Annotated in this window: 21 protein-coding genes; 7 read left to right on the top strand and 14 right to left on the bottom strand. The window is 67.2% G+C overall.

Annotated elements, in window-relative coordinates; translation table 11 throughout:
• Nucleotide 1 precedes the first annotated feature (1 nt).
• Both IB261_RS12045 and IB261_RS12040 read left to right on the top strand, forming a co-directional pair.
• Nucleotides 2-1765, top strand: coding sequence for a GMC family oxidoreductase (locus tag IB261_RS12045; protein WP_192383001.1), 1764 nt, complete (start codon nt 2-4; stop codon nt 1763-1765).
• Nucleotides 1762-2988, top strand: a complete 1227-nt coding sequence (locus IB261_RS12040; RefSeq protein WP_192383002.1) for a c-type cytochrome — start codon at nt 1762-1764, stop codon at nt 2986-2988. Before IB261_RS12045 ends, IB261_RS12040 begins: the two co-directional genes overlap by 4 nt.
• Before the next feature lie 149 nt (nt 2989-3137).
• Here IB261_RS12040 and IB261_RS12035 read toward each other — a convergent pair whose 3' ends face one another.
• Nucleotides 3138-3458, bottom strand: coding sequence for a DUF2025 family protein (locus IB261_RS12035; protein ID WP_081516762.1), 321 nt, complete (start codon nt 3456-3458; stop codon nt 3138-3140).
• 298 nt (nt 3459-3756) lie between these two features.
• Here IB261_RS12035 and sfnG point away from each other — a divergent pair, with 298 nt between their 5' ends.
• Nucleotides 3757-4851 (top strand): dimethylsulfone monooxygenase SfnG, encoded by a 1095-nt coding sequence (gene sfnG / locus IB261_RS12030; protein ID WP_192223100.1) that lies wholly within the window; start codon nt 3757-3759, stop codon nt 4849-4851.
• Between the two features lie 177 nt (nt 4852-5028).
• Here sfnG and ubiM read toward each other — a convergent pair whose 3' ends face one another.
• The 8 genes from ubiM to IB261_RS11990 form a co-directional block, all read right to left on the bottom strand.
• A complete protein-coding gene (gene ubiM / locus IB261_RS12025) occupies nt 5029-6201 on the bottom strand; it encodes a 5-demethoxyubiquinol-8 5-hydroxylase UbiM (protein WP_151186714.1) in 1173 nt (390 codons plus the stop codon).
• 124 nt (nt 6202-6325) lie between these two features.
• Complete coding sequence (locus IB261_RS12020; RefSeq protein WP_192223099.1) at nt 6326-7444, bottom strand: sigma-54 interaction domain-containing protein; 1119 nt, start codon at nt 7442-7444, stop codon at nt 6326-6328.
• A complete protein-coding gene (locus tag IB261_RS12015; protein ID WP_192383003.1) occupies nt 7441-8646 on the bottom strand; it encodes an acyl-CoA dehydrogenase family protein in 1206 nt (401 codons plus the stop codon). The genes IB261_RS12020 and IB261_RS12015 overlap by 4 nt, the downstream gene beginning before the upstream one ends.
• A 72-nt stretch (nt 8647-8718) precedes the next feature.
• On the bottom strand, nt 8719-9864 hold the full coding sequence (ssuD, locus tag IB261_RS12010; protein WP_081516757.1) for an FMNH2-dependent alkanesulfonate monooxygenase: 1146 nt from the start codon (nt 9862-9864) through the stop codon (nt 8719-8721).
• Between the two features lie 10 nt (nt 9865-9874).
• Complete coding sequence (msuE, locus tag IB261_RS12005; RefSeq protein WP_192383004.1) at nt 9875-10432, bottom strand: FMN reductase; 558 nt, start codon at nt 10430-10432, stop codon at nt 9875-9877.
• A gap of 165 nt (nt 10433-10597) precedes the next feature.
• Complete coding sequence (locus IB261_RS12000; RefSeq protein WP_192383005.1) at nt 10598-11713, bottom strand: saccharopine dehydrogenase family protein; 1116 nt, start codon at nt 11711-11713, stop codon at nt 10598-10600.
• A gap of 49 nt (nt 11714-11762) precedes the next feature.
• A complete protein-coding gene (locus tag IB261_RS11995; RefSeq protein ID WP_151186710.1) occupies nt 11763-12164 on the bottom strand; it encodes a GFA family protein in 402 nt (133 codons plus the stop codon).
• Nucleotides 12165-12417: 253 nt separating this feature from the next.
• Nucleotides 12418-13554 carry an ATP-NAD kinase family protein gene (locus IB261_RS11990; RefSeq protein WP_192383006.1) on the bottom strand — a complete coding sequence of 379 codons (1137 nt, stop codon included), beginning with the start codon at nt 13552-13554 and terminating at the stop codon, nt 12418-12420.
• A gap of 247 nt (nt 13555-13801) precedes the next feature.
• On the opposite strand from IB261_RS11990, the gene IB261_RS11985 reads away from it, so the two are divergent.
• Nucleotides 13802-13984 (top strand): PA1571 family protein, encoded by a 183-nt coding sequence (locus IB261_RS11985; RefSeq protein ID WP_045207896.1) that lies wholly within the window; start codon nt 13802-13804, stop codon nt 13982-13984.
• Between the two features lie 21 nt (nt 13985-14005).
• Here the strand turns inward: IB261_RS11985 and pdxB are convergent, their stop codons facing one another.
• Nucleotides 14006-15154 carry a 4-phosphoerythronate dehydrogenase PdxB gene (gene pdxB, locus IB261_RS11980; RefSeq protein ID WP_081516752.1) on the bottom strand — a complete coding sequence of 383 codons (1149 nt, stop codon included), beginning with the start codon at nt 15152-15154 and terminating at the stop codon, nt 14006-14008.
• 143 nt (nt 15155-15297) lie between these two features.
• On the opposite strand from pdxB, the gene IB261_RS11975 reads away from it, so the two are divergent.
• Entirely contained in the window at nt 15298-16701 is a 1404-nt protein-coding gene (locus IB261_RS11975) for an MATE family efflux transporter (RefSeq protein WP_192223095.1), read from the top strand.
• A 198-nt stretch (nt 16702-16899) separates the two neighbouring features.
• Here IB261_RS11975 and rhtA read toward each other — a convergent pair whose 3' ends face one another.
• Nucleotides 16900-17775 carry a threonine/homoserine exporter RhtA gene (gene rhtA / locus IB261_RS11970; RefSeq protein WP_192383007.1) on the bottom strand — a complete coding sequence of 292 codons (876 nt, stop codon included), beginning with the start codon at nt 17773-17775 and terminating at the stop codon, nt 16900-16902.
• Nucleotides 17776-17827: 52 nt separating this feature from the next.
• Between rhtA and IB261_RS11965 the strand changes: the two genes are divergently transcribed.
• On the top strand, nt 17828-18430 hold the full coding sequence (locus IB261_RS11965; RefSeq protein WP_081516749.1) for a helix-turn-helix domain-containing protein: 603 nt from the start codon (nt 17828-17830) through the stop codon (nt 18428-18430).
• A 116-nt stretch (nt 18431-18546) separates the two neighbouring features.
• On the opposite strand, the gene phnX is transcribed toward IB261_RS11965, so the two are convergent.
• Nucleotides 18547-19374 carry a phosphonoacetaldehyde hydrolase gene (gene phnX / locus IB261_RS11960; RefSeq protein ID WP_192383008.1) on the bottom strand — a complete coding sequence of 276 codons (828 nt, stop codon included), beginning with the start codon at nt 19372-19374 and terminating at the stop codon, nt 18547-18549.
• A gap of 32 nt (nt 19375-19406) precedes the next feature.
• Entirely contained in the window at nt 19407-20522 is a 1116-nt protein-coding gene (locus IB261_RS11955) for a 2-aminoethylphosphonate--pyruvate transaminase (RefSeq protein ID WP_192223094.1), read from the bottom strand.
• A gap of 149 nt (nt 20523-20671) precedes the next feature.
• Here IB261_RS11955 and IB261_RS11950 point away from each other — a divergent pair, with 149 nt between their 5' ends.
• The gene (locus tag IB261_RS11950; protein WP_151186702.1) at nt 20672-21532 is read left to right on the top strand and encodes a LysR substrate-binding domain-containing protein; all 861 of its coding nucleotides are present in this window, start codon (nt 20672-20674) and stop codon (nt 21530-21532) included.
• 389 nt (nt 21533-21921) lie between these two features.
• Here the strand turns inward: IB261_RS11950 and IB261_RS11945 are convergent, their stop codons facing one another.
• Complete coding sequence (locus tag IB261_RS11945) at nt 21922-22800, bottom strand: LysR substrate-binding domain-containing protein (RefSeq protein WP_192383009.1); 879 nt, start codon at nt 22798-22800, stop codon at nt 21922-21924.
• Between the last annotated feature and the right edge of the window lie 138 nt (nt 22801-22938).

The raw sequence follows: 22938 nt of genomic DNA, 5'->3' as shown, positions 1-22938 counted from the left end.
CATGGCCAAGAAACTACCTTCCACCGATGTGGTGGTCGTCGGACTCGGCTGGGCCGGTTCCATCATCGCCCACGAACTGGCAGACGCCGGCCTCAATGTGATCGGCTTCGAACGCGGGCCGTGGCGCGACACCGCCGCCGACTTCAACCTCGCTTCGGCGGCTGACGAACTGCGCTACAACCGTCGCCAGGAACTGATGCTGCGCACCCGGCAGAACACCTGCACGATGCGCAACAAGGAAACGGAAACCGCCCTGCCGATGCGCTCCTGGGGCTCGTTCCACCCCGGCAACGGCACCGGCGGCGCCGGCAACCACTGGGCCGGTATCACCTTCCGCTTCCAGCCCGAGGAATTCCGCCTGGCCAGTCATCTGAAGGAGCGCTACGGCAAGGAAGTGCCCGAAGAGCTGACCCTGCAGGACTGGGGCACCACCTGGGAGGAAATGGAACCGCACTACGACGCCTTCGAGCGGCTGGCCGGGGTTTCCGGCAAGGCCGGCAACCTCAAGGGCAGCATCGTCGAGGGCGGCAACCCCTTCGAGGGTGCGCGCTCGCGCGAGTACCCCAACCCGCCCACCGCGCAGACCTACGCCCCGACCCTGTTCGCCGAGGCCGCGCGCAACCTGGGCTACAAGCCGTTCCCGGTGCCCTCGGCGCTGGCCTCCCAGGGCTACACCAACCAGCTCGGCGTGACCATGGGGCCGTGCACCTTCTGCGGCTTCTGCACCAACTACGGCTGCGCCAACTACTCCAAGGCCAGCGCCATCGTCAACGTGATGCCAGCGCTGATCCGCAAACCCAATTTCACCGCGCAGACCAATTCCGAAGTGCTCAAGGTCACCCTCGACAGCACCGGCCAGCGCGCCACCGGTATCGTCTACGTCGACTCCAGCGGCGAGGAATGGGAGCAGCCGGCGGATATCGTGGTGGTCGCCGCGTTCATCTTCGAGAACGTGCGCCTGATGCTGCTCTCCGGCATCGGTGAGCCGTACAACCCGATCGCCAACACTGGCACCACCGGGCGCAACTTCGCCTACCAGACGGCCAACAGCGTGAAGCTGTTCTTCAAGGACAAGAACTTCAACCCCTTCATCGGTGGCGGTGCCATCGGCATGGGCATCGACGAGTTCAACAACGACAACTTCGATCACTCCGGACTCGGCTTCGTCGGCGGCGGCAGCACCCGCGTGACACCCATCGGTGCCGCGCCCATCGACTCACGCCCGACGCCGCCGGGCACCCCGACCTGGGGCGCGAAGTGGAAGAAGGCCACGGTGGAAAGCTACCTGAGCAACATGTCCATCGGCTGCGAAGCCAGCAGCTACACCACCCGCGGCAACTACCTGTCGCTGGACCCGAACTACAACGACCCCCACGGCCGGCCGCTGCTGCGCATCACCTTCGACTTCCCCGAGAACGACCTGCGCATGGCGCAGTACTGCACCGACAAGGTGGCCGAGATCGCCCGCAGCATGAACCCGCAGCAGATCGTCCCGGCGCCGCGCAAGGGCCCCTGGTCCAACACCTCCTACCAGTCCTCGCACATCGTCGGCGGCTTCATCATGGGCGCCGACCCGAAGAACAGTTCGGTGAACAAGCACCTGCAGGTGTGGGGAGTACCGAATCTGTTCGTGGTCGGCTCCTCGGCCTTCCCGCAGAACCCCGGCTACAACCCGACCGGCACCGTCGGCGCCCTGGCCTTCAAGGCTGCCGATGCGATCCGCCGGCTCTACCTGAAACGCCCCGGGGAGATGATCAGCGCATGAAGACTCTCCTCTCCCTCGGCACCCTCGCCCTGCTCGGGCTCAACCTGCAATCGGCCGTCGCCGGCACGGCTGCTGACTCCTACAACCTGGTGGAAAAAGGCCGATACCTCGCCGTGCTGGGCGACTGCACCGCCTGCCACACGGTACCCGGCCAGGCGCCCTTCGCCGGTGGCGTGGCGATCGAAACGCCGTTCGGCAAGCTGGTGGGCGCCAACATCACCCCCGACGCGGAAACCGGCCTCGGCCGCTGGAGCTTCGACGACTTCCAGGCGGTGATGTCCACCGGCCATGGGCGCAACGGCAAGCGGCTGTACGGCGCGATGCCCTTCACCGCGTACACCAAGGTGCGACGCGAGGACAACCTGGCGCTCTGGGCCTACCTGCAGACCCTGGAGCCGGTGCGCAACCCGGTGGAAAGCAACCAGCTGCCCTTCCCCTTCAGCGTGCGCACCAGCCTCATCGGCTGGAACTGGCTGAACTTCACCCAGGGCGAATTCGTGCCCTCGCCGGACAAATCGCCGCAATGGAACCGTGGCGCCTACCTGGTGGAAGGCCTGGGCCACTGCGGTACCTGCCACACGCCGAAGAACCTGATCGGCGGCGACGACAACGACCGCTTCCTCGCCGGCGCCAACCTGCAGGGCTGGGTCGCCCCGGACATCACCGCCAACCCGCACAGCGGCATCGGCCAGTGGAGCACCGAGGACCTCGTGCAGTACCTGAAGACCGGCGCCAACCGCTTCGACATCGCCTCCGGCCCCATGGCTGAAGCGGTGGAGAACTCGACCCAGCACTGGAACGACGAAGACCTGCTGGCGGTCGCGGTGTACCTCAAGGATGGTGCGGCCGACAAATCGGCACCGACGCCGGTGGCGGCCAGCGACGCGGCGATGGTCGCGGGCAAGGCGATCTACGCCGACCGCTGCTCTGCCTGCCACGTGAGCAACGGTACCGGGGTGAAGAACCTGTTCCCGACCCTCGCCGCCGCACCGCTGGTCAACAACGACGACCCGACCTCGCTGATCCGCGTGGTACTGGCCGGCAGCCGGGCCGGTGGCACCGAGGCTGCGCCCACCTCGCCAGCCATGCCTTCGTTCGCCTGGAACCTCGACGACGAGAAGGTCGCCAACGTGCTGACCTACGTGCGCAATACCTGGGGCAACGCAGCGGCGCCGGTCACCGCCGGCCAGGTGGCGGACCTGCGCAAGGAGCTGGCCCAGTAGGGTCCGGCAAAACACCGGAGCGGACGCCGTCCGCTCCGGCTGGTCCCGAATCCCGGTTTCTGCAGGAGCGGGCCCGCGAACCCCTCCCCGGCTTCGCGCTGCCCGGCGCTCCCCCGCCCCTGCGAACGCCCGGCGCGCGGGCGTGGTGATCACTTCAGGCAACGCTCGGCGGCGATCTCCGGCAGGTCGGTGCGGCGCAGGTAGGTCAGCAGCGCCTCGTTGAGGTTCAGGCGGTCGTGGATGTTCTGCTCGGCAAGAATCTGCAGGCACTCGCGGCTCAGGGTCATCACCACGCCGTTCTTCGGTGCCCAGACGAACTCGCAGGCCGGGCGGATACTGTCCTCGGCCACGTCCATGCCGAAGGAGTCCTCGCTGAAGCGCACGATGTACTTGCCGGTCTTGAGGTTGAAGCCGACGAAGCCGGACAGCCCGTCGGCGGCGTTGCAGATATCGCTGGAAGTGATGGCCATGCTGCCCCCTGGATTTGTTCTGTTATGGATTCGCACGCAGGAGATTCCCACTTCTGTGAGCGGGTGAACTTCGAATTCTGACAGCCTTGCCGGCGCCTGCTCAGGGGCCGGTTGTCGCACCCGGCACTGTTGCCTGACCAACACTTGCCCAGCAGCTGTGCGCCGTGCGGAACACCCGCCGCTGTCCTGGCCAAACGCCAAGCTGCTGATCCGCTGGGAATTTCCCCGCGTGGCACGGCTTTCGCTCTGCACAGCCTGCGGCACCTTCGCCGCTGTGCAGCCCCGAGGAGCCCGAGCCATGAGCCAACAACCGATCCGCTTCGCCTACTGGGTCCCGAACGTCAGTGGCGGCCTGGTGGTCAGCAAGATCGAGCAGCGCACCCACTGGGACATCGACTACAACCGCCAGCTCGCGCGCATCGCCGAGGACGCGGGTTTCGACTACGCGCTGACGCAGATCCGCTTCACCGCCGGCTACGGCGCCGAGTACCAGCACGAGTCGGTAGCCTTCAGCCATGCCCTGCTGGGCGCCACGGAAAAGCTCAAGGTGATCGCCGCCATCCTCCCCGGCCCATGGACGCCCGCGCTGGCGGCCAAGCAACTGGCGACCATCGACCAGCTCACTGGCGGGCGCATCGCAGTGAACATCGTCAGCGGCTGGTTCAAGGGAGAGTTCCAGGCCATCGGCGAACCCTGGCTGGAGCATGACGAGCGCTACCGCCGCTCGGAGGAATTCATCCGCGCCCTGAAGGGCATCTGGACCCAGGACAACTTCAGCTTCCACGGCGACTTCTACCGCTTCCACGACTACAACCTGAAGCCCCGGCCACTGCAGCGCCCGCACCCGGAAATCTTCCAGGGCGGCAGCTCACGGGCCGCGCGCGACATGGCTTCACGAGTCTCCGACTGGTACTTCACCAACGGCAACAGCGTGGAAGGGATCAAGGCACAGGTGGACGACATCCGCGAAAAGGCCGCGGCCAACGGACACGCGGTGAAGATCGGGGTGAACGCCTTCGTCATCGCCCGCGATACCGAGGAGGAAGCCCGCGCAGTGCTCGCCGAGATCATCGACAAGGCCGACCCGGAAGCGGTAAACGCCTTCGGCCACGCTGCCAAGCAAGCCGGCGCCGCCTCGCCGGAGGGCGAAGGCAACTGGGCGAAATCCAGCTTCGAGGACCTGGTGCAGTACAACGATGGCTTCAAGACCAACCTGATCGGCACGCCGCAGCAGATCGCCGAACGTATCGTCGCGCTCAAGGCGGTGGGCGTGGACCTGGTGTTGACGGGCTTCCTGCACTTCCAGGAAGAAGTGCGCTACTTCGGCGAGAAGGTGCTGCCGCTGGTGCGCGAGCTGGAGCAGAAGAAGGCACGGCAGACCGAGGCTGCCTGAGGCGTCAGGAGCCGTACCATTCGCGAGCAAGCTCGCTCCTACCGCCACCGAGCCACTCGGTATGCTTTTCGTAGGAGCGAGCTTGCTCGCGAACGCTTTTACGCTCCAGAGCAAGCCCCGTAGGGTGCATAACGCCTACGGCGTTATCCGCCATTGTGGCGGATACCAAGCCAGCTATCAGGCCCCCTGGGTCAGATGCTTGGCAATCGCCGTGCGCAGCGGCGGCAGGTTCTGCGCCAGGCGCAGGCCGGCATTGCGCAGCAGACGCACCGGCGGGCGCGGGTCGGTGTACATGCCGACGATCAGCCGGGTGGCCTGGTACAGCGGCCAGGTCGCCAGGCGGTGGGCCATGGCGTAACGACGCAGCGGCCAGGTGCCGCCGATATCGCCGCCACGGCGATGGGTCGCGAGGATTTCATTGGCCAGCCGACGCTGGCTCTGCAGACCAAAGTTGAAGCCGTGGGCGGTGACCGGGTGCATGCCGACCGCGGCATCGCCGATCAGTGCGCTGCGCGGGCCGACGAAGCGGTCCGAGTACACACCCACCAGCGGGTAGCTGTGGCGCGGGCCGAGCAGCTGCATGCCACCCAGGCGGCGGTCGAAGCGGCGCTCCATCTCCTGGGCGAAGGCCTTCTCGTCCAGCTCCAGCAGCGGCGCCATCTCGCGCTGCGGCAAGGTCAGCACCACCGAGGAGCGGTCGCCGTTGATCGGCAGCAGCGCCAGGGTCTGGCCGTAGCCGAACCATTCCCAGGCGACATTGTGATGCGGTTTCTCGTGGGCCATGCGGCAGACCATCATGGTCTTGCCGAAGTCCTCCATGTGCGCGCCGATGCCGAGCATGCGGCGGGTCTCGGAGAAGCGGCTGTCGGCCGCCACCAGCAGGCGCGCATGGACACGGCTGTCATCGTCCAGCGTCAGCGACACGCCATCCTGCTGCACCTGCAACGTGCGCAAGGCACGGCCGCAGACCAGCGAGACGTCCGCACATTCGTGCACCGCATCGAAGGCGGCGCGGCGGATCATCTGGTTGGACACGAAGTAACCCAGTTGCTCGGCGCCGGCGTGCTCGGCCTCGATGCGCAGGGTGAACAGCGAGGGGCCATTGAGCACCTGGGCATCGCGCAGCGGCGAGACTTCCTGCGGATCGATCCGCGACCACATGCCCAGCCGCTGCAGTTCGGCGCGGGAGGCGTGGGTCAGGGCGATCTCCCGGCCGTCCTCGGCGGGCTCGGACACGGCGGCCAGCGGCTGGCGGTCGATCAGCAGGATCGACAGCCCGTTGCCCGACAGCGAGCGGGCCAGGCAAAGCCCGGCGGGGCCGGCGCCGACGATGGCGATGTCCACGTGCATGGGAGACTCCTTTCGCGAGGGATGGGCGGTCCCGGAGTCTAGGCTGGCCACTGGTCCGTTTCGTTGCCGTGGATCAGTGGCCCGCGGCGAATACCTCCAAATAGACGGGCCCGAGCAGAGCGGGCTAGATCGACAGCCGCACGCCCCGCTGCGGGTCGATCACCGCCGCGCTCCGGCGCTTGTTCACCACCAGCTCGCCGATCTCGATCAGCCGCGTGCGCGTGACGTTGCGGCTCAGGCCGAGCAGATTGGCGGTGTGGACCTGGTTGCAGTGGCAGAAGCGATAGGCCGCGCGCAACAGCGCATCTTCCACCCGCGCATGCAGGTTGCCGCCCTGCTCCTCGAACAGCCGCTGGAAGGCCTGCTGGAGAATCTGCTCGGCGCCCAGGGACTCCAGCCGTGGCTCCTCGCTGCGCTCGATGCGCAGGTTGGACAGGTGCAGGTCCTCCGCGCGCACCACGCCGTCGCGGCAGATCAGCAACGTATGGTGGATGACGTTTTCCAGCTCGCGGATGTTGCCCGGCCACGAGTAGCTGCGCAGCTTCTGCGCGGCCTCGGCGCTCAGCTGGCTCTGACCGTAACCCAGGCGCCGGCTGTACTCGGCGATGAAATGGCGGGTCAGCGGGAGGATGTCGCCGGGCCGCTCGCGTAGCGGCGACAGCTCCAGGCTGACCACGTTGAGCCGGTAGTAGAGGTCCTCGCGGAAATGCCCGGCGTTGATCGCCTTCTCCAGTTGCACGTTGGTGGCCGCGAGCACCCGCACGTCGATCGGGATGCTCTTGCGCGAGCCCAGGCGTACTACCTCGCGCTCCTGCAGCACACGCAGCAACTTGACCTGGATCGGCATTGGCAGGTCGCCGATCTCGTCGAGGAACAGCGTGCCGCCATTGGCTTCCTCGAACCAGCCGGCCTTGGCCGCCAGCGCGCCGGTGAAGGCGCCCTTCTCGTGGCCGAACAGCTCGGCCTCCACCAGCGACTCGGAGAAGGCCCCGCAGTTCACCGCCACGAACGGGCCGCCGCGCCGCGCACTGAGGTTGTGGATGTGCCGCGCCACCAGCTCCTTGCCGGTACCGGTCTCGCCGATGATCAGCACGCTGGCCTCGCTGGGCGCGACCTGCTGCAGGTGGTCGAGCAGCGCCTGGGATTTCGGGTCTTCGAAGACCTGGGCGGTCGCGCGGATGGAGGTGGCCAGCGCGGGCGATTTGGGCAGGGTCAGCAGCCCCTCGGGTGTGGTCGCGTTCATGAGTAGAAGGTCGGTTGCGGCAGTTGCTGGTTCAGCGCCCAGTCGCCCAGCTCGCGGACCTTGTAGTCCACCGGGTCGTGCAGGGTCTGGGTGCGCAGGTTGCGCCAGTAGCGGTCGATGCGCAGCGCGGCATGGGTGGAGCGCGCGCCGGTGACTTCGAACAGGCGGTTGCAGATGTCCAGGCCATTGCGGGTGGCCGCGACCTTGGCGGTGGCGATGGCCACGGCGAGCCGGCCGCGCTCCTCGGCGTCCAGTGCCGCTCCTTTGGTCCAGGCTTCGTCGAGCAGTTGCGCAGCACGGCGCACCAGCAGGCGGGTGCTTTCCAGGCCAACCCAGAACTCACCGTAGTGCGCGAGCACGTAGGGGTCTTCAGCCACCGTTGCGGCGCTGGAACGGAACCACGGGCGGGCCTCCTTGAGCGTGTACTGCCGCGCTTCCTCGAACGCACCCTCGGCAATACCGAGGAAGACGTGGGTGAAGATCAGCTGGGCAATCAGCGGGCGCAGGCAGGCAAAGGGCGTGCTCAGCGGGCCCGGATCGAGCAGCAGCTCGCTCTCCTCCACCCGCACGCGCTCGAAGGTGGCGCTGCCGCTGTCGGTCTGGCGCTGGCCCATGTTGTCCCAGTCGTGGGCCAGGCTGATGCCGCTGCGCGCGGTGGGGATGGCGGCGATCAGCAGCTTGCCACCCTCGCCGTCCAGCGCCGAGGCAATAAGCATCTGCGAATCCAGCGCGCCGGAGCAGAAGCTCTTGCGCCCGGAGAACTCGCGCCAGCCGGCGAAGCTGCGCGACACGGTACGGGTATCCAGCGGGTTGAGTGCGTTGCCCCAGAACCATTGATTGCGCGCGGTCAGCTCGAACCACGGCTGCCACTGCTCGGGGCGGGAGAACAGGCGCACGGTGGCCAGCATCAGGTGCTGGAAACCGAACACGTGGGCAATGGAACTGTCGACCAAGGCGAACTGGCGGACGATGTCCAGCGTGGTGCTCCAGTCGGCGCCCAGGCCGCCGTACTCGCTGGGGATGATCAGCGACAGCAGGCCGCTCTGGCGCAGCGCGTCGCGCTCGGCCTTCGGCGTGCCGCCACGGATGTCGCGCTCGGCGGCGGTTTCGGCGAAACCGGCGGCCAGGCGCTGGGCAATCTGTCCGGGAGTCGCTTCGAACTGCCCGGATGTCTGTGCGTCGAGACGCGTCTTGGCGTTCACGCTCGCTTCCTCTTGAGTCTGTTCAGGGCAAGCCGGGCCTGTGCCCGGCAAGTCGGGGCGCGGAGAGCCGGGTCAGCCGGCCTTGCGTCCGGGCAGCACATCGTTGGCGATCATTTCGCCAAAGGGCCCGGTGAGGTTGGTCACGCCGCGCCCGGCAAGGCTGGCGTAGGGCTCAGGAAGCAGCGGGAAGACCAGCTCGGCGAAGCGATAGGCCTCTTCCAGATGCGGGTAGCCGGAGAAGATGAAGCTGTCGATGCCGAGGTCCGCGTACTCCCTGATGCGCTCGGCCACCTGCTGCGGGTCGCCCACCAGCGCGGTGCCGGCGCCACCACGGACCAGGCCGACACCGGCCCAGAGGTTGGGGTAGATCTCCAGCTGGTCGCGGCGCCCGCCGTGCAGCGCAGCCATGCGCCGCTGGCCTTCGGAGTCGAAGCGGGCGAAGGATTTCTGCGCATTGCTGATGGTCTCGTCGGAGATGTTGGCGATCAGCCTGTCGGCGGCCTGCCAGGCTTCCTCGGCGGTCTCGCGGACGATCACGTGCAGGCGAATGCCGAACTTCACGCTGCGCCCCTGCTTCGCGGCCTTCTCGCGGACGTCGGCGATCTTCTGCGCGACCGCTTGCGGCGGCTCGCCCCAGGTCAGGTAGACGTCGACCTGCTCGGCGGCCAGGTCGTGGGCCTCGGCCGAGGAGCCGCCGAAGTACAACGGCGGATAAGGCTTCTGGATCGGCGGATAGAGCGCCTTGGCGTTCTCTACCTGCAGGTGCTTGCCGGCGAAGTCCACGGATTCGCCCTGCAGCACGCGGCGCCAGATGCGCAGGAATTCGTCGGTGACTTCGTAGCGCTCGGCATGGCTGAGGTGGATGCCGTCGCCACGGTTTTCATCCGGGTCGCCGCCGGTGACCACGTTGATCAGCAGGCGCCCGCCGGAGAGGCGATCCAGGGTCGCGGCCATCCGCGCGGAAACGGTCGGCGAGATGATTCCCGGACGGATCGCCACCAGGTAACGCAGGCGTTCGGTGAGCGGCGCCAGGGCCGAGGCGACCACCCAGGAGTCCTCGCAGGAGCGCCCGGTGGGAATCAGCACGCCGTAGTAGCCCAGGGAATCGGCGGCCTGGGCGATCTGCTTGAGGTACGGCAGCGACACCGGGCGCGCGCCCTCGCTGGTGCCGAGGAAGTGGCCGTCGCCGTGGGTGGGCAGGAACCAGAACACATTCATCGAAGGCTCCTCAGGCGGTCTTGCGCAGTTGCGGACGGGCGAACAGCGGCGCGGCGCGCTCGGCGGCCAGCTGGATGCGGGCGAGCAGGGTGTCGCTGGTGATCTGGTAGTTGGCGAAGTCCGCCTCGCTGGCGTACACACCGATCGGCAGCGTGATCGACTGGAAGAAGCTGAACAGCGGGCGCAACTGATGATCGAGGACCAGCGCGTGGCGCTCGCTGCCGCCGGTGGCCGCGAGCAGCACCGGGGTGTCGATCAGGGCATTCATGTCCACCAGGTCGAACAGGTGCTTGAGCAGGCCCGGATAGGAGCCGCGGTAGACCGGCGAGGCCACCACCAGCAGGTCGGCGGTCTCGATCTCGCGCAGGGTGGCTTCCAGCTCGGCGGAAAGCTCCTGGCGCGACAGCGCGGCGCCCAGCGGGCGGGCGATGTCGGCCAGTTCGATGACTCGGGCTTCTACCGGAAGCTGCTCGCCGAGGGCGTCGAGCACGGCCTGGGTGAGCACCAGGGTGCGCGAGGGGCGATAGGTGCCGCCGGAGACGGCGACCACTTTGATGGGGCTGGTCATGGGTTTTCCCTGTTGACTGTTGCGCTAGGTACAGAAGCCTTGAGCAAGGGCCGTACCAACAGGGAAATGTATGATTTTCGGGCACTTCAGCCGGTTTTTCCGGCGCTTCATGTCACTCAGGCAACAACGCTGCTGATCGACTGTTGCCTGGGCAACAGTCTGCTATCAATGCGCAGCCAGTTCGCGCAGCCCCTGGGAGATGTCCAGCCCTTCCAGTTCGGCCACGTATTCATCCGTGGTGAGCAGGCCGATACAGGGGGTCGCGCCGCGCTGCCGCAACTGTCCGGCGGCGAGCTTGCGCGCCAGCGCCACCGCCGCCATGCAGGGGATGTTCGGGCCGTGGTCCTGCTGCGCGAGAATTTCCCAGCACAGCGCCAGGGGTTTGCCGTCGCCATCGACGCCCTGCAGGTGGACGAACATGCCGCTGCGCCCATCGCCCAATGGCTGCATCGCCACAGCCAGGCGGTGCAGGCTGGCGCCCAGGCGCGCAGCGTCCTTCACCAGCCCGGCGCGCACCAGCCACGACAGGCCCCAGGTGCCGAACTGGGTGAGCTTCAGGCCGAGGCCGGCGGAGAAACGCACGTCCTGCACACCGGGGTAGCGCTGCGGGAACAGGTCGAGGTCCGGTACATCACAGTGGGCCAGCCAGCGTTTGCCCAGCGGGGCGGGAAAGCGGTGGCGAGTCAGCCCCTGCCAGCCGTGTACGTCCTGCCAGCGCCCCTGGCGCCACTGGCGCAACGGTTTGCCGCAGTAGCCCAGCACCGCGGAGACCGTGGCCTGGCCGGGAATCTTCGCCGAGGAGCTGATGCCGTGGTGGATGCTGTCCAGGCGCTGGAAACGTGGCAGCAACTCGTCGATCACCGAGGCCGCCAGAGCAGGCACCGAACTGGCGCCGCTGCATACCAGAACCCCCGCGCTGCGTGCGGCGCGGTCGAGTTCGTGGATGCCGCAGACGAACTGGCGGGCGTCGGCCAGATCGATGTAATGGGCGCGAGCGCCGATGGCAGCGCGGGCAACGCGATAGTCCTGACCCTGGAACGGCCCGGCGGTGGAAATCACCAGGTCGACCTTCAGTTCATTGAGGCGGCCGGCCAGCGTCGGCTGGTTCATGTCCAGGCACACCGCCTCGCCGCCCACCTGCGCGGCCAGTTCATTGGCGCGGCGCTGGTCGCGCCCGCCGACCAGCACGCGGATGCCTTCGATGCCGCTGAGGCGATGCACGATCAGGCTGCCGAAGTTGCCGTAACCGCCCAGCACCAGCACGCGAAATTTCCGTTCCATTGCCACTGACCTTATTGCTCCCTGACTGCTGCTGGCGGTGCCAGCTCCTTCATTCCGACCTGGCGCCCCCGTGATGGGGCAGATTGTCCTCCAGCGGCCACCAACTGGCGCGGGAGTCGACGTAGTAATGTGCTTCGAGCTTTGTCCGCACGGGCTCGTCCAGGGTTCCCGCCCGCACCCGCAAAGTGTCCGGCAGCGCATCGCGAGCGCTGTAGATGGGCGAGCCGCAGGTGCGGCAGAACACGCGTTTCTTTTCCGGCGTGGCGCGGTACTCGGCCAGCTCCGACTCACCGCTGAGCAGACGGAACGCCGTGCGCTGCACCGGGACATTGGTGGCGAACGGCCCACCCTGTGCCTTGCGACACTGGCCGCAATGGCAGACCTGGATTGGCGCCAGCTCGCCGCTGATCTCGTAGCGCACCGCGCCGCACAGACAACCGCCCGAATGCATGCCCTGCCCCCTCTTCCGGTTTCGCGGAGCGAAGGAGTCTAGATCAGGCTCGGTTACCTGCACCACCGTGCGTGGGAGCAACTGTCTTCCCCAGGGGTTGTCCGTGCCTGCACTTCCCCTCACCCCAACCCTCTCCCGGAGGAGAGGGAGCCGTCCGTACCAGCTGAAACCAAGGTCTCTCCCTGCACCGAACGGTCCCCTCTCCCCCTGGGAGAGGGTTAGGGTGAGGGCGAACCCGAGCGTCGGACTTTCGCTAACGGGGCAGTTCTTCGCTGCCCCAGCCCAGCGGATAGAGCAGCTCTTCCTTGTAGCCCGCCCACACCCGCACCGCCGCCGGGAAGCTCGCGTCCAGCCCGGCATCGCCACTGTCCACCAGTAGCGGCCGGCCCTCGAGGGTGCCGAGCTTGCGCTTGGTGGCAATCACCCGCAGTCGCTCGATGCCGATGGCGCGCAGCACGCGCGGGCTGATCTGCTGGTTGCCGCGCCCAAGAATGTGGCCCTGACCACCGATGGCAGTCACCAGCAGGAAGGCCGGGTGCCCGTCCACCAGCTCGAACAGCTGCGCCTCGGTGACGTCGCGGGCGATCACTTCGCCGTTCTCGATCACATCCACGCCCAGCAGGGTGGTGTCCAGGTGCAGGTCGGCAGCCAGCCCGTGCAGCGTCGAGCCGGGGCCGAAGACGTAACGCACATCGTCCTCCCAGCTGTCCTCCAGCCAGGCGGCGAGATCGGCGAGCACCAGCTCCTCGGTCTCCATGCCGGCCTGCTTCACGTGCTGCATGAAGTGGCCTTCCTCGGGCACCGTCAGTTCGGCGTACCAGCGCGCGGCGACGCGTCCCTCACGCAGCGCGGCTTCGTCGAGATCGCGCACTTCACCCTGGGTCAGGCGCACCAGCCCGCCATCCACCAGCCGCCGCGCCAGCTCCCCGGCCGCGCGCGGGCTGATGGTGTAGACCCCGGAATGGATCTTCACCCCGGCGGGAATGCCCAGCACCGGCTGGCCTTCGCGGGCCACCTCGGCCACATCCCGCGCGGTGCCGTCGCCACCGGCAAAGAGGATCAGCGCCACGCCGGCCTCCTGCAGCGCCTGCACGGCGTGACGGGTATCCGCCGCGCTGCTCTGCTCTTTCTCCAGCGCCCCAACCAGGCGATGGGCGAAACCCATGTCCGCCAGCAGGTCACTCCCCATCGGGCCGGGAAAGGTGAGGAACTCCAGGCGCTCGCGCACCGGCAGCAGGTGCTCCAGGGCAACCCGCGTGCGCTCCGCCGCCCGTGGTTCGGCGCCGCGGGCCAGGGCCAGCGCGGCCACGCCATCGCTGCCCTTGAGCGCGGTCGGGCCGCCGATACCGGCCAGCGGATTGATGATCAGCCCTATGCGAATCCTGTCCATACTCAACCTCGAGGGAAACTTCTTCGAACCACCGGCGCAACGCCGGGTCGGACCAGGGAAGCGGCAACTCCACTGACTATAACGACAAGCAAACGACCGGGGACCTCGCGATTGGCACGCAATCTGCGAGCGCTCGGGTCGTCTGTCTTCGGTGACGATTTTCAGGCGCTGCCCTTGGCCGCCTCTGTCACCGGGGTTTCATCTGATCTGCCTAGACTGCAATGCACTGATGTAGAGGAGATTGGCCATGAGCCTGCAAACCCACCGTGAATCCGCCCCCCGCCCCACTCCGCGCCAGCCGCAACAGCCGGTCGGCGGCTCGATCATCGATGCCCAGGGCCGTGAAGTGCCGATTACCGAAGACATGATCCAGCGCGCCTGCCAGGAACTGGACAAGACCTGCGAGCCGCCACGCCGCCAAGCGGAATAACAGCGCGGCAGCACGTCCGCCCTACTCCCCGACCCGGTTGGCCCCCAGCGCGGTCAGCAGGCTTTCCAGGCGCGGCGAATCGCCCTGGATGTCTACCCACAGCCCGGTGATTTCCCGGCGCGGCGGGTAGTGCTTGCGCAGCGCGTCGAAAGCCGCCCGCCGGGTCTGGGTGTCTCCGATCAGACTGCGACGGAAATCGGCGTCATCGCTGCGCGGGTCGTACACCGCGCGGCAGAGCATCGCCAGCGCCCAGTCCGGATCGCATTCCTCTTTCAGACTCAGTTCGGCCAGCCATTGCGCCGGCAGCAGGTCGTCGAGATCGACGGCCGGCTCGCAACGCTGCCAGGCGCAGAACGCCTCGTAGATCTGCGCCGTGCCGCGCAACTTGCCATCCAGGCTGTAGCCAGCGATGTGCGGGGTGGCGATACGGCAGTGATGGGCCAGTTGCACGTTCACTTCCGGCTCGCCTTCCCAGACGTCCAGCGCCACGTCGATATCCGCGCCGGACTCCAGGTGGATGCGCAGCGCCGTGTTGTCGACCACCCCGCCTCGGCTGGCATTGATCAGCCAGGTGCCGGGGCGCAGCGCCTTGAGGCGCTGCGCGTCGATCAGGTGGCGCGTCGGGTTGTCGCCGTCGCGGGTCAACGGTGTGTGCAGGCTGATCACGTCGCACTCGCGCAGCACTTCTTCCAGGCTGCGGAAATCACCCCCTTCGGCAGCGGCGCGCGGCGGGTCGCAGACGCGCACGTCCCAGCCCAATCCGCGCAGCACATCCACCAGGCGACCACCCACCTGCCCGGCACCGATCACGCCATAGCGGCGTTCGGAGAGCTTGGCGCCGTGTACGTCGGCCAGCGCCAGCAGGCTGCCCAGCACCCAGTCCACCACACCGCGGGCGTTGCAACCCGGCGCGCTGGACCAGGCGATGCCGGCCTCGGCGAAGTAGTCCAGGTCCAGGTGATCGGTGCCGATGGTGCAGGTGCCGACGAACTTCACCTGGCTGCCCTGAAGCAGCTCACGGCTGACGTCCGTCACCGAGCGCACCAGTAATACTTCGGCATCACCCAGGGCGGCGCGGTCGATCCCGCGTCCGGGCAGGCGACGGATGTCGCCATGGGCGCCGAAGAAGGCTTCGACCAGGGGAATATTTTCATCGGCAAGGATACGCATGGACTGACTCCAGAAATCGTCACCGGCTACTTTACCAGCGCCGTTGCGCGCGGTCCCGCGCCACACACGCCAGGCTTTGCTGCCCGGGCGGACAGCCCTTAAACTGGCCGGCTTCCCGTTCATTTCTTCTGCCAAGGAAAGCCGTGACCAGCCTCACCCAGCCCGTCTCCCGCGGACGGCGCACCGCCACCGAACTCAAGGAACTGCTGACCCTCGCAGCGCCCATCATGATCGCCCAGCTGGCAACCACCGCCATGGGCTTCGTCGATGCGGTGATGGCCGGCAGCGTGGGCCCGCGCGATCTGGCCGCGGTGGCACTGGGCAACTCGATCTGGATTCCGATCTTCCTGCTGATGACCGGCACCCTGCTCGCCACCACCGCCAAGGTGGCCCAGCGCTACGGCGCCGGCGACCAGGCCGGCACCGGCCCGCTGGTGCGCCAGGCGCTGTGGCTGGCACTGCTGGTCGGCCCGCTGGCGGGGGCGACGCTGTGGCTGCTCTCCGAGCCGGTGCTGCGGGCGATGAAGGTCGAGGAAGCGCTGATCGAGCCGAGCTGCTTCTACCTGCGCGGCATCGCCTGCGGCCTGCCGGCGGTGGCGCTGTATCACGTGCTGCGCTGTTTCAGCGATGGCCTGGGGCGCACCCGGCCAAGCATGGTGCTGGGCATCTGCGGACTGATGCTGAACATCCCGATCAACTATGTGCTGATCTACGGCCACCTCGGCTTCCCGGCGCTGGGCGGCCCCGGCTGCGGCTGGGCCACCGGCTCGGTGATGTGGTTCATGCTGCTGGGCATGCTGGTCTGGGTGAACTGGGCGAAGGTCTACAAGCCGAGCCAGCTGTTCAGCCACTGGGAGCTGCCGAAGCCGCAGGTGATCGGCAGCCTCGTAGGGGTCGGCCTGCCCATCGGCATCGCGGTGTTCGCCGAGTCCAGCATCTTCTCGGTGATCGCCCTGCTGATCGGCGAACTCGGCGAGAAAGTGGTGGCGGGCCACCAGGTGGCGCTGAACTTCAGCGCACTGGTGTTCATGATCCCCTACTCGCTGGCCATGGCCGTGACCGTCCGCGTGGGGCAGTCGCTCGGTGCCGGTGCGCCGCGCGATGCTCGTTTCGCTGCCGGCGTGGGCATGGGCGCGGCACTGGCGTACGCCTGCATTTCCGCCAGCGGCATGCTGCTGATGCGTGAGCATATCGCCGGGCTCTATACGCAGGACCCGGACGTGCTGGCGCTGGCCGCCACGCTGCTGGTGTTCTCGGCGCTGTTCCAGTTCTCCGACGCCGTACAGGTCACCGCCGCCGGCGCCCTGCGCGGCTACCAGGACACCCGCGCGACCATGATCATGACCCTGTTCGCCTACTGGGGCATCGGCCTGCCGGTGGGCTACAGCCTCGGCCTCACCCACTGGCTGCAGGAGCCCACCGGCCCGCGCGGCCTGTGGGAGGGCCTGATCGTCGGTCTGACCTGCGCCGCGGTGATGCTGTGCATTCGCCTGTCGCGCAGCGCCAGGCGGCAGATCGTGCTGAACGAGATGCGCACGGCGGGCTGATCGCCCACAACGCAGAAAGCCGCCCGAGGGCGGCTTTTTTATTTGGGAGTCGTGCAGGAAAAACACTGCGTAGGATGGCGTGGAGCGCAGCGATACCCATCAATCCCGTGCACGGACAGCATGGGTATCGCTGCGCTCCACCCATCCTACAAAAGCAAAAAGCCGCCCAAGGGCGGCTTCTTCGTAGCGCAGGGAGGATCAGTCGGTAACCAGCGCCGGCTTCGGCCGGCTGCTCAGCGTCGTGCCCACCAAGGCGACGATGATCGCGCCGATGGCGATCCACTGATGCGAAGTCAGCTGCTCGCCCAGGAACACCAGGCCGGACAGCGCGCCGAAGGCCGGCTCGATACTCATCAGGGTGCCGAAAGTCCGCGCCGGCAGGCGAGTCAGCGCCACCATTTCCAGGGTGTAGGGCAAGGCGCTGGAGAGGATCGCCACGCCCAGCAACGCCGGGAACAGGCTGATGTCGAACAGCGCCATGCCGCTGTGCGCAAGGCCGATGGGCGCCACGCAGATCGCCGCGATGCTGATGCCCAGCGCCGCCCCCTGCGCGCCCAGGTCGTTACCGGCGCGCTGGCCGAAGATGATGTAGAGCCCCCAGCAGACGCCCGCCCCCAGCGCCAGCGCGGCGCCCTTGGGGTCGATGCCGTGGCCGAAGTCGGCGATCGGCAGAAGCAGGCCGAGGCCGACCACGGCGATGGCGATCCACAGGAAGTCGATCGGCTTGCGCGAATAGAACAGCGCGACTGCCAGCGGCCCGGTGAACTCCAGCGCCACGGCAACGCCCAGCGGAATGGTCTGCAGCGCCATGTAGAAGGTCAGGTTCATCAGGCCCAGCGTCACGCCGTAGATGAACAGCGGCTTGAGCGGCTTGCCGCGCAGCGAGGTGCGCCACGGGCGGAGGATCGCCAGCAGGAGGATGGCCGCGAAGATCAGGCGCATGGAGGTCACGCCTTCGGCGCCGAGCACCGGGAACAGGCTCTTGGCGACCGATGCGCCGGTCTGGATCGAGGCCATGGACACGATCAGGATGAGAATGGGGAAGGCAGTGGAAATAAAGCGAGAGCGAGGCATGATGCGGACCTGAACAGGCGTTGCAACGGTTGGGATTTCTTGGTTGACTGTTATGCGCAACATAATGCGCAAAAAGGCCAGAATGAGCAATATACTGCCCACTCCTTCCGAACGTCCCAGCGTGCTGGTGCACGTCGCCGATAACGTGAAGACGCACCGCCGCAATGCCGGCTTCAGCCAGGACGCGCTGGCCAAGGCATCGGGCGTCAGCCGGCGGATGCTGGTCGGCATCGAGAGCGGCGACACCAACGTCAGCCTCGCCACCCTCGACCGCATCGCCGCCGCCCTGACAGTCACCTTCGCCGACCTGGTTCGCCCGCCGTCCACCGGCGGCCTGTCCCGCGTCGACGCCGTCGCCTGGGGCGGCCAACAGGCCGACAGCCGCGGCACCCTCCTCGCCAGCACCCCCGCCACCCGTCAGGCCGAGCTCTGGCACTGGACGCTCGCCCCCGGCGACCGCTACAACGCCGAGCCCGATGCCGAAGGCTGGTACGACATGGCCTATGTCATCGAAGGCCGGCTGACCATCGTCCTTGCCGAGGAAACGGTGGAGGTCGACGCCGGCGGTTTCCACGTATTCAAGAGCAACCAGCCGTTTTCCTACCAGAACCATGGGGATGTGCTGGTGCGGTTTGTGCGGAACGTTGTGAACTGATTACTGCTGACAGTCGCGCCTGTCGGCGCTGATCGCGGGCATGGCCCGCGACCGTATGCACTACCCCCCATGAAAAAGGCCCGCACAAAGCGGGCCTTTTTCATGAACACCAGGCGTCAGCTGCCCTGCGGCATCTCACCCCGCGCCAGGCGCGCATTGATGTCGGCAATCACCGCCGGCAGTTCGGCGATGGTGTCGATCAGGTAGTGCGGGCGCGAGCCTTCGAACATCTGGCCGATGCGGCGACGTTCCTGCTCCAGTTTCTCCGCCGGCAGCGCCTTGTACTGCTCATAGGTCAGACCCAGGGCGTTGCCCGAGCAGGTCAGCGCCACGGTCCACATGCCGGCACTGCGGCCTTCGAGGATGCCCGGCCAGGTGTCGTCGACCTTCACGCAGGCCGCCACGTCGTTGATGCCCAGGGCAATCACGTTGGCCAGTGCCTGGGCCGGGTGCGGACGGCCGTTGGGCACTTCATCGGTAGCGACCACATGGTCGGCGACGTAGCCGTTGGTCTTTGCCAGGGCGACGACCTTCTCCATCACCACTGCGGGGTAGCCGGAGCAGGAACCGATCTTCAGACCGCCCTTGCGCAGCGCAGCGATGGCATCCAGCGCGCCGGGAATCAGCGCCGAGTGCTCGGCGATCTTCTCGATCTGCAGCGGCATGAAGCGCTCGTAGATGGCGGTGACGTCATCGTCGCTCGGCACGCGGCCGAACTTGGCCTTGTAGCGTTCGGCGATGGCCGGGATGTCGCACAGGGTGCGGATGTGGTCCCACTTGCCCATGCCCATCGGGCCGCGGGCTTCTTCCAGGCTGACCTGGACGCCGAACTCGGCGAAGGCCTCGACGAATATCTGGGTCGGCGCGAAGGAGCCGAAGTCGACCACGGTGCCGGCCCAGTCGAGGATGACGGCTTGCAGTTGCTTGGGTTGCTGGTAATTCATGGCGTTCAATCCTGTGAGAATTCGGGCGGGCGTCAGATTTCGAAGACTTCCATTTCCTTCAGCGTCTCGGCGATGGCCGCGACGGCGGCGCGCATGCCGCTGGCGTCGACCTGGCCGATGCAACCGACGCGGAAGGTTTCCACCTGGGTCAGCTTGCCCGGGTAGAGGATGAAGCCCTTCTCGCGCACCCGGTTGTAGAACTCGGTGAAGGTGTAGCGGGCGTCACTCGGGGCATGGAAGGTGACGATGATCGGCGCCTGGATCTCGGCCGGCAGGAAGCTGCGGAACCCCAGTTCGGCCATCTCCGCCAGCAGAGTCTGGCAATTGTTTGCGTAACGCTGATGACGGGCCGCGAGACCGCCCTCTTCCTCGTACTGGCTCAGCGCTTCGTGCAGCGCGGCCACCACGTGGGTCGGCGGGGTGAAGCGCCACTGGCCTGTCTTGGCCATGTAGGCGTGCTGGTCCTGCAGGTCCATGGACAGCGAGTGGCAATTGCCGGCGCTGGCGTTCAGGGCGGTGCTGCGGGCGAAGACGAAGCCCATGCCCGGTACGCCTTCCAGGCATTTGCCGGAAGCGGCGATCAGCGCATCGAAGGGGATGTGGCGGGCGTCGATGTCCAGCGCGCCGAAGGAACTCATGGCATCGATGATCAGGCGCTTGCCGTGGGATTCGATGACCCTGGCGATCTCGGCCAGCGGGTTGAGGATGCCGGTGCTGGTTTCGCAGTGGATCAGCGCCACATGGGTGACGCTCGGGTCTGCGCTGAGCAGGCGGTCCACGTCGGCGGCGGTGGTCGGCACGTCTTCTTCGGTTTCGAAGGTGCTGAACTCACGGCCGATCACCTGGCAGATCTTCGCCAGTCGCTTGCCGTAGGCGCCATTGATCAGCACCAGCACCTTGCCGTCACGCGGTACCAGGGTGCCGATGGCGGCTTCGACGGAGAAGGTGCCGCTGCCCTGCAGGGGCACGCAGGTGTGGGTCGCCTCGCCGTGGATGATCGCCAGCAGGCGCTTGCAGACGTCGGCGGTCAGGTCGTTGAAGTCGCGGTCCCAGGAGCCCCAGTCGACCATCATGGCGCGACGGGTGCGGGGGGACGTGGTCAGCGGACCGGGAGTCAGCAGGATGGGGGCTCGCTCGGCAGTGCTCATGCTCGATTCCTCTTTCGTGGGAACGTCGTCAGGGCTGAATTCGGTTGGGCCGGGGCGGGTTCGCGGCGGCCTGGGCATAACTTGCCGGCCGGGAAGATATCGTTCAAATTGTTTATCACGATGCACTGCATAAGCCGGACATATACCTCATGAACCTCTTCCAGCTCCGCGCCTTCGACGCCGTCGCCCGCGAACGCAGCTTCACCCGCGCCGCCGAGCGCCTGTTCATCAGCCAGCCGGCCGTGACCGGGCACGTGAAGGCGCTGGAGGAGCACTACCAGGTCAATCTGTTCCGCCGCACCGCGCGCGGCGTGGAGCTGACAGAAGATGGCGTACGCCTGTCGGCCATCAGTCGCACCCTGTTTGCCCTGGAGGAGGAAGCCGAAGCCGTGCTGGACGCCAGCCGCGAGCTGGTGACCGGGCGTATCGAAGTGGCCGCCGACGGCCCGCACCTGGTGATGCCGATGCTTGCCCGGCTGCGCGCGCGCTACCCCGGCATCACCGTCAACCTGCGCCTGGGCAATGCGCAGGAGACCCTCGCCGCGCTGATGGACGAGCACGTCGATATCGCCGTGCTGACCGAGGTGGAGCCGCGCGCCGGACTGTTCCTGCGCGAGCTGGTGGAGTCGCGCATCTGCGCCCTGGTGCCGGCCAGCCACGCCTGGAGCGAGCATGCTGGCGAACTGCCGCTGGGGGAGCTGGACCGGCAGATCATGGTGCTGCGCGAGCCTGACTCGATCACCCGGCGCACCTTCGATGCGGCCTGCTCGGCGGCATCGGTCGAGCCCCGCGTGCTGCTGGAACTGGACAGCCGCGAGGCCGTGACCGAAGCGGTGGCAGCGGAGCTGGGGATCGGCATCGTGTCGTCGCTGGAGGTCAGCCCGGACCCACGGGTAAAGGCCATCCCACTGGGTGGCGATGGGTTGCTCAACCGCCACGCCATCGGCTGCCTGGAGCGGCGCCGGGGGTTGCGGGTGGTCAGTGCGTTTCTGGAATTGGCGGAGGGCTGAGGGTCATCGCCTGAATCGACTGCAGGAGCGTCGCCCTGCGCGCGATCGCGGGCATGGCTTGCTCCTACCGGATAGATCTGTGCTCGGATCGGCCCTCACCCTAACCCTCTCCCAGGGGGAGAGGGGACCGTTCGGTGCCGGATGAAACCACAGCGTCAGCCGGCACGATTTGCTCCCTCTCCCTGAGGGAGAGGGCTGGGGTGAGGGGGAAAGCACAAACACCGAACTACCAGGAAAAGACAGTTGCTCCTACAACAGCGCCGCGCGCCGATATCCCCTGTAGGGCGCATAACGCCCAGGGCGCTATCCGCCGTCCTGGCGGATAACCCGTTCCGGGTTATTCGCCCTACGAGTGCGACGGAACCTTCGGATGGATGCGAACAGCCGCCCTACTCCGCTGGCAAGTCTTCCTTCACCAGATCGAGAAAGGTCGCCACGATCCGCCGGGTGCTCTGCTCACGCAGGCACACCAGCGTCTCGCTCATGCGCCAGTGGCAGTCGAGGATCGGCAGCGCATGCACGCGCGCATCCGCCCCCAGTTCGGCAGCCGACACCACGCCGACGCCAATCCCCACCGCCACTGCTTCCAGCGACGCTTCGCGGCCTTCCACCTCGATGGCCGGGCGGATGCGCCAGCCAGCGCGGGCCATTTCCGCCTCGAGCATCTGCCGGGTCACCGAGCCCTGCTCGCGCAGCACCAGCGGCGTGTCGTCGAGGTCGGCCAGTTCGATGGACTCGCGCCCGGCCCAGGGATGGCTGCGGCCGACGAAGGCGACTATGGGGTCGCTGCGCAGGGTGAAGGTCAGCAGGCGCTCGTCCTGCACCTCGCGGCCGAGCAGCGCCAGGTCCGCCTGGTAGTCGAACAGGCGTTGCAGGGATTCGTCGGTATTGCCCGTTTCCAGCTTCACGCGGATGCCCGGATGGCGCTGGCAGAAGCGCGCGATCTGCGGCAGCACGTGCACCGGCGCGTCCACCGCCAGGGTCAGGCTGCCGGTCTGCAACGCGCTGGATTCCTGCAGCAGCTCCTGCGCCTCCGCCTCGATCACGAACAGCCGCTGGGTTACCGCCAGCAGGCGCTCGCCCAGTTCAGTCAGGCGTACCGAGCGCTTGTTGCGGTGGAACAGCAGCACGCCGTAGCGCTCCTCCAGCTTGCGCACCTGGTCGGAAATCGCCGGCTGGGTGAGGAACAGTCGCTCGGCGGCGCGGGTGAAGCTGCCGTGTACGGCAACGGCATGGAAGGCCTTGAGTTGAGCGTGGGAAACGGACATGGGCACGCCTCGGCGGGAAGGTTCTGACCGTCTTTTCACCAGCAGACGGAAAGCGACTACAAAGTCATTCGCGCAGAACACTAACGTCATGGCCCTCTGTCATACAAGCTCAGCTTATTTTTGAAATCTGATAAATCG

The sequence above is a fragment of the Pseudomonas sp. PDM20 genome (assembly GCF_014852575.3).
GTDB lineage: Bacteria > Pseudomonadota > Gammaproteobacteria > Pseudomonadales > Pseudomonadaceae > Pseudomonas.
Note: the sequence above shows the minus strand (reverse complement) of the source record. Positions and strands in the feature narration are given on the sequence as shown.

Excerpts from the sequence above, each read along its gene's own strand:
- IB261_RS12045 (WP_192383001.1), top strand. The coding sequence starts at position 2 with ATGGCCAAGAAACTACCTTCCACCGATGTGGTGGTCGTCGGACTCGGC.
- IB261_RS12040 (WP_192383002.1), top strand. The coding sequence starts at position 1,762 with ATGAAGACTCTCCTCTCCCTCGGCACCCTCGCCCTGCTCGGGCTCAAC.
- IB261_RS12035 (WP_081516762.1), bottom strand. The coding sequence starts at position 3,458 with ATGGCCATCACTTCCAGCGATATCTGCAACGCCGCCGACGGGCTGTCC.
- sfnG (WP_192223100.1), top strand. The coding sequence starts at position 3,757 with ATGAGCCAACAACCGATCCGCTTCGCCTACTGGGTCCCGAACGTCAGT.
- ubiM (WP_151186714.1), bottom strand. The coding sequence starts at position 6,201 with ATGCACGTGGACATCGCCATCGTCGGCGCCGGCCCCGCCGGGCTTTGC.
- IB261_RS12020 (WP_192223099.1), bottom strand. The coding sequence starts at position 7,444 with ATGAACGCGACCACACCCGAGGGGCTGCTGACCCTGCCCAAATCGCCC.
- ssuD (WP_081516757.1), bottom strand. The coding sequence starts at position 9,864 with ATGAATGTGTTCTGGTTCCTGCCCACCCACGGCGACGGCCACTTCCTC.
- msuE (WP_192383004.1), bottom strand. The coding sequence starts at position 10,432 with ATGACCAGCCCCATCAAAGTGGTCGCCGTCTCCGGCGGCACCTATCGC.
- IB261_RS12000 (WP_192383005.1), bottom strand. The coding sequence starts at position 11,713 with ATGGAACGGAAATTTCGCGTGCTGGTGCTGGGCGGTTACGGCAACTTC.
- IB261_RS11995 (WP_151186710.1), bottom strand. The coding sequence starts at position 12,164 with ATGCATTCGGGCGGTTGTCTGTGCGGCGCGGTGCGCTACGAGATCAGC.
- IB261_RS11990 (WP_192383006.1), bottom strand. The coding sequence starts at position 13,554 with ATGGACAGGATTCGCATAGGGCTGATCATCAATCCGCTGGCCGGTATC.
- IB261_RS11985 (WP_045207896.1), top strand. The coding sequence starts at position 13,802 with ATGAGCCTGCAAACCCACCGTGAATCCGCCCCCCGCCCCACTCCGCGC.
- pdxB (WP_081516752.1), bottom strand. The coding sequence starts at position 15,154 with ATGCGTATCCTTGCCGATGAAAATATTCCCCTGGTCGAAGCCTTCTTC.
- rhtA (WP_192383007.1), bottom strand. The coding sequence starts at position 17,775 with ATGCCTCGCTCTCGCTTTATTTCCACTGCCTTCCCCATTCTCATCCTG.
- IB261_RS11965 (WP_081516749.1), top strand. The coding sequence starts at position 17,828 with ATGCGCAACATAATGCGCAAAAAGGCCAGAATGAGCAATATACTGCCC.
- phnX (WP_192383008.1), bottom strand. The coding sequence starts at position 19,374 with ATGAATTACCAGCAACCCAAGCAACTGCAAGCCGTCATCCTCGACTGG.
- IB261_RS11955 (WP_192223094.1), bottom strand. The coding sequence starts at position 20,522 with ATGAGCACTGCCGAGCGAGCCCCCATCCTGCTGACTCCCGGTCCGCTG.
- IB261_RS11950 (WP_151186702.1), top strand. The coding sequence starts at position 20,672 with ATGAACCTCTTCCAGCTCCGCGCCTTCGACGCCGTCGCCCGCGAACGC.
- IB261_RS11945 (WP_192383009.1), bottom strand. The coding sequence starts at position 22,800 with ATGTCCGTTTCCCACGCTCAACTCAAGGCCTTCCATGCCGTTGCCGTA.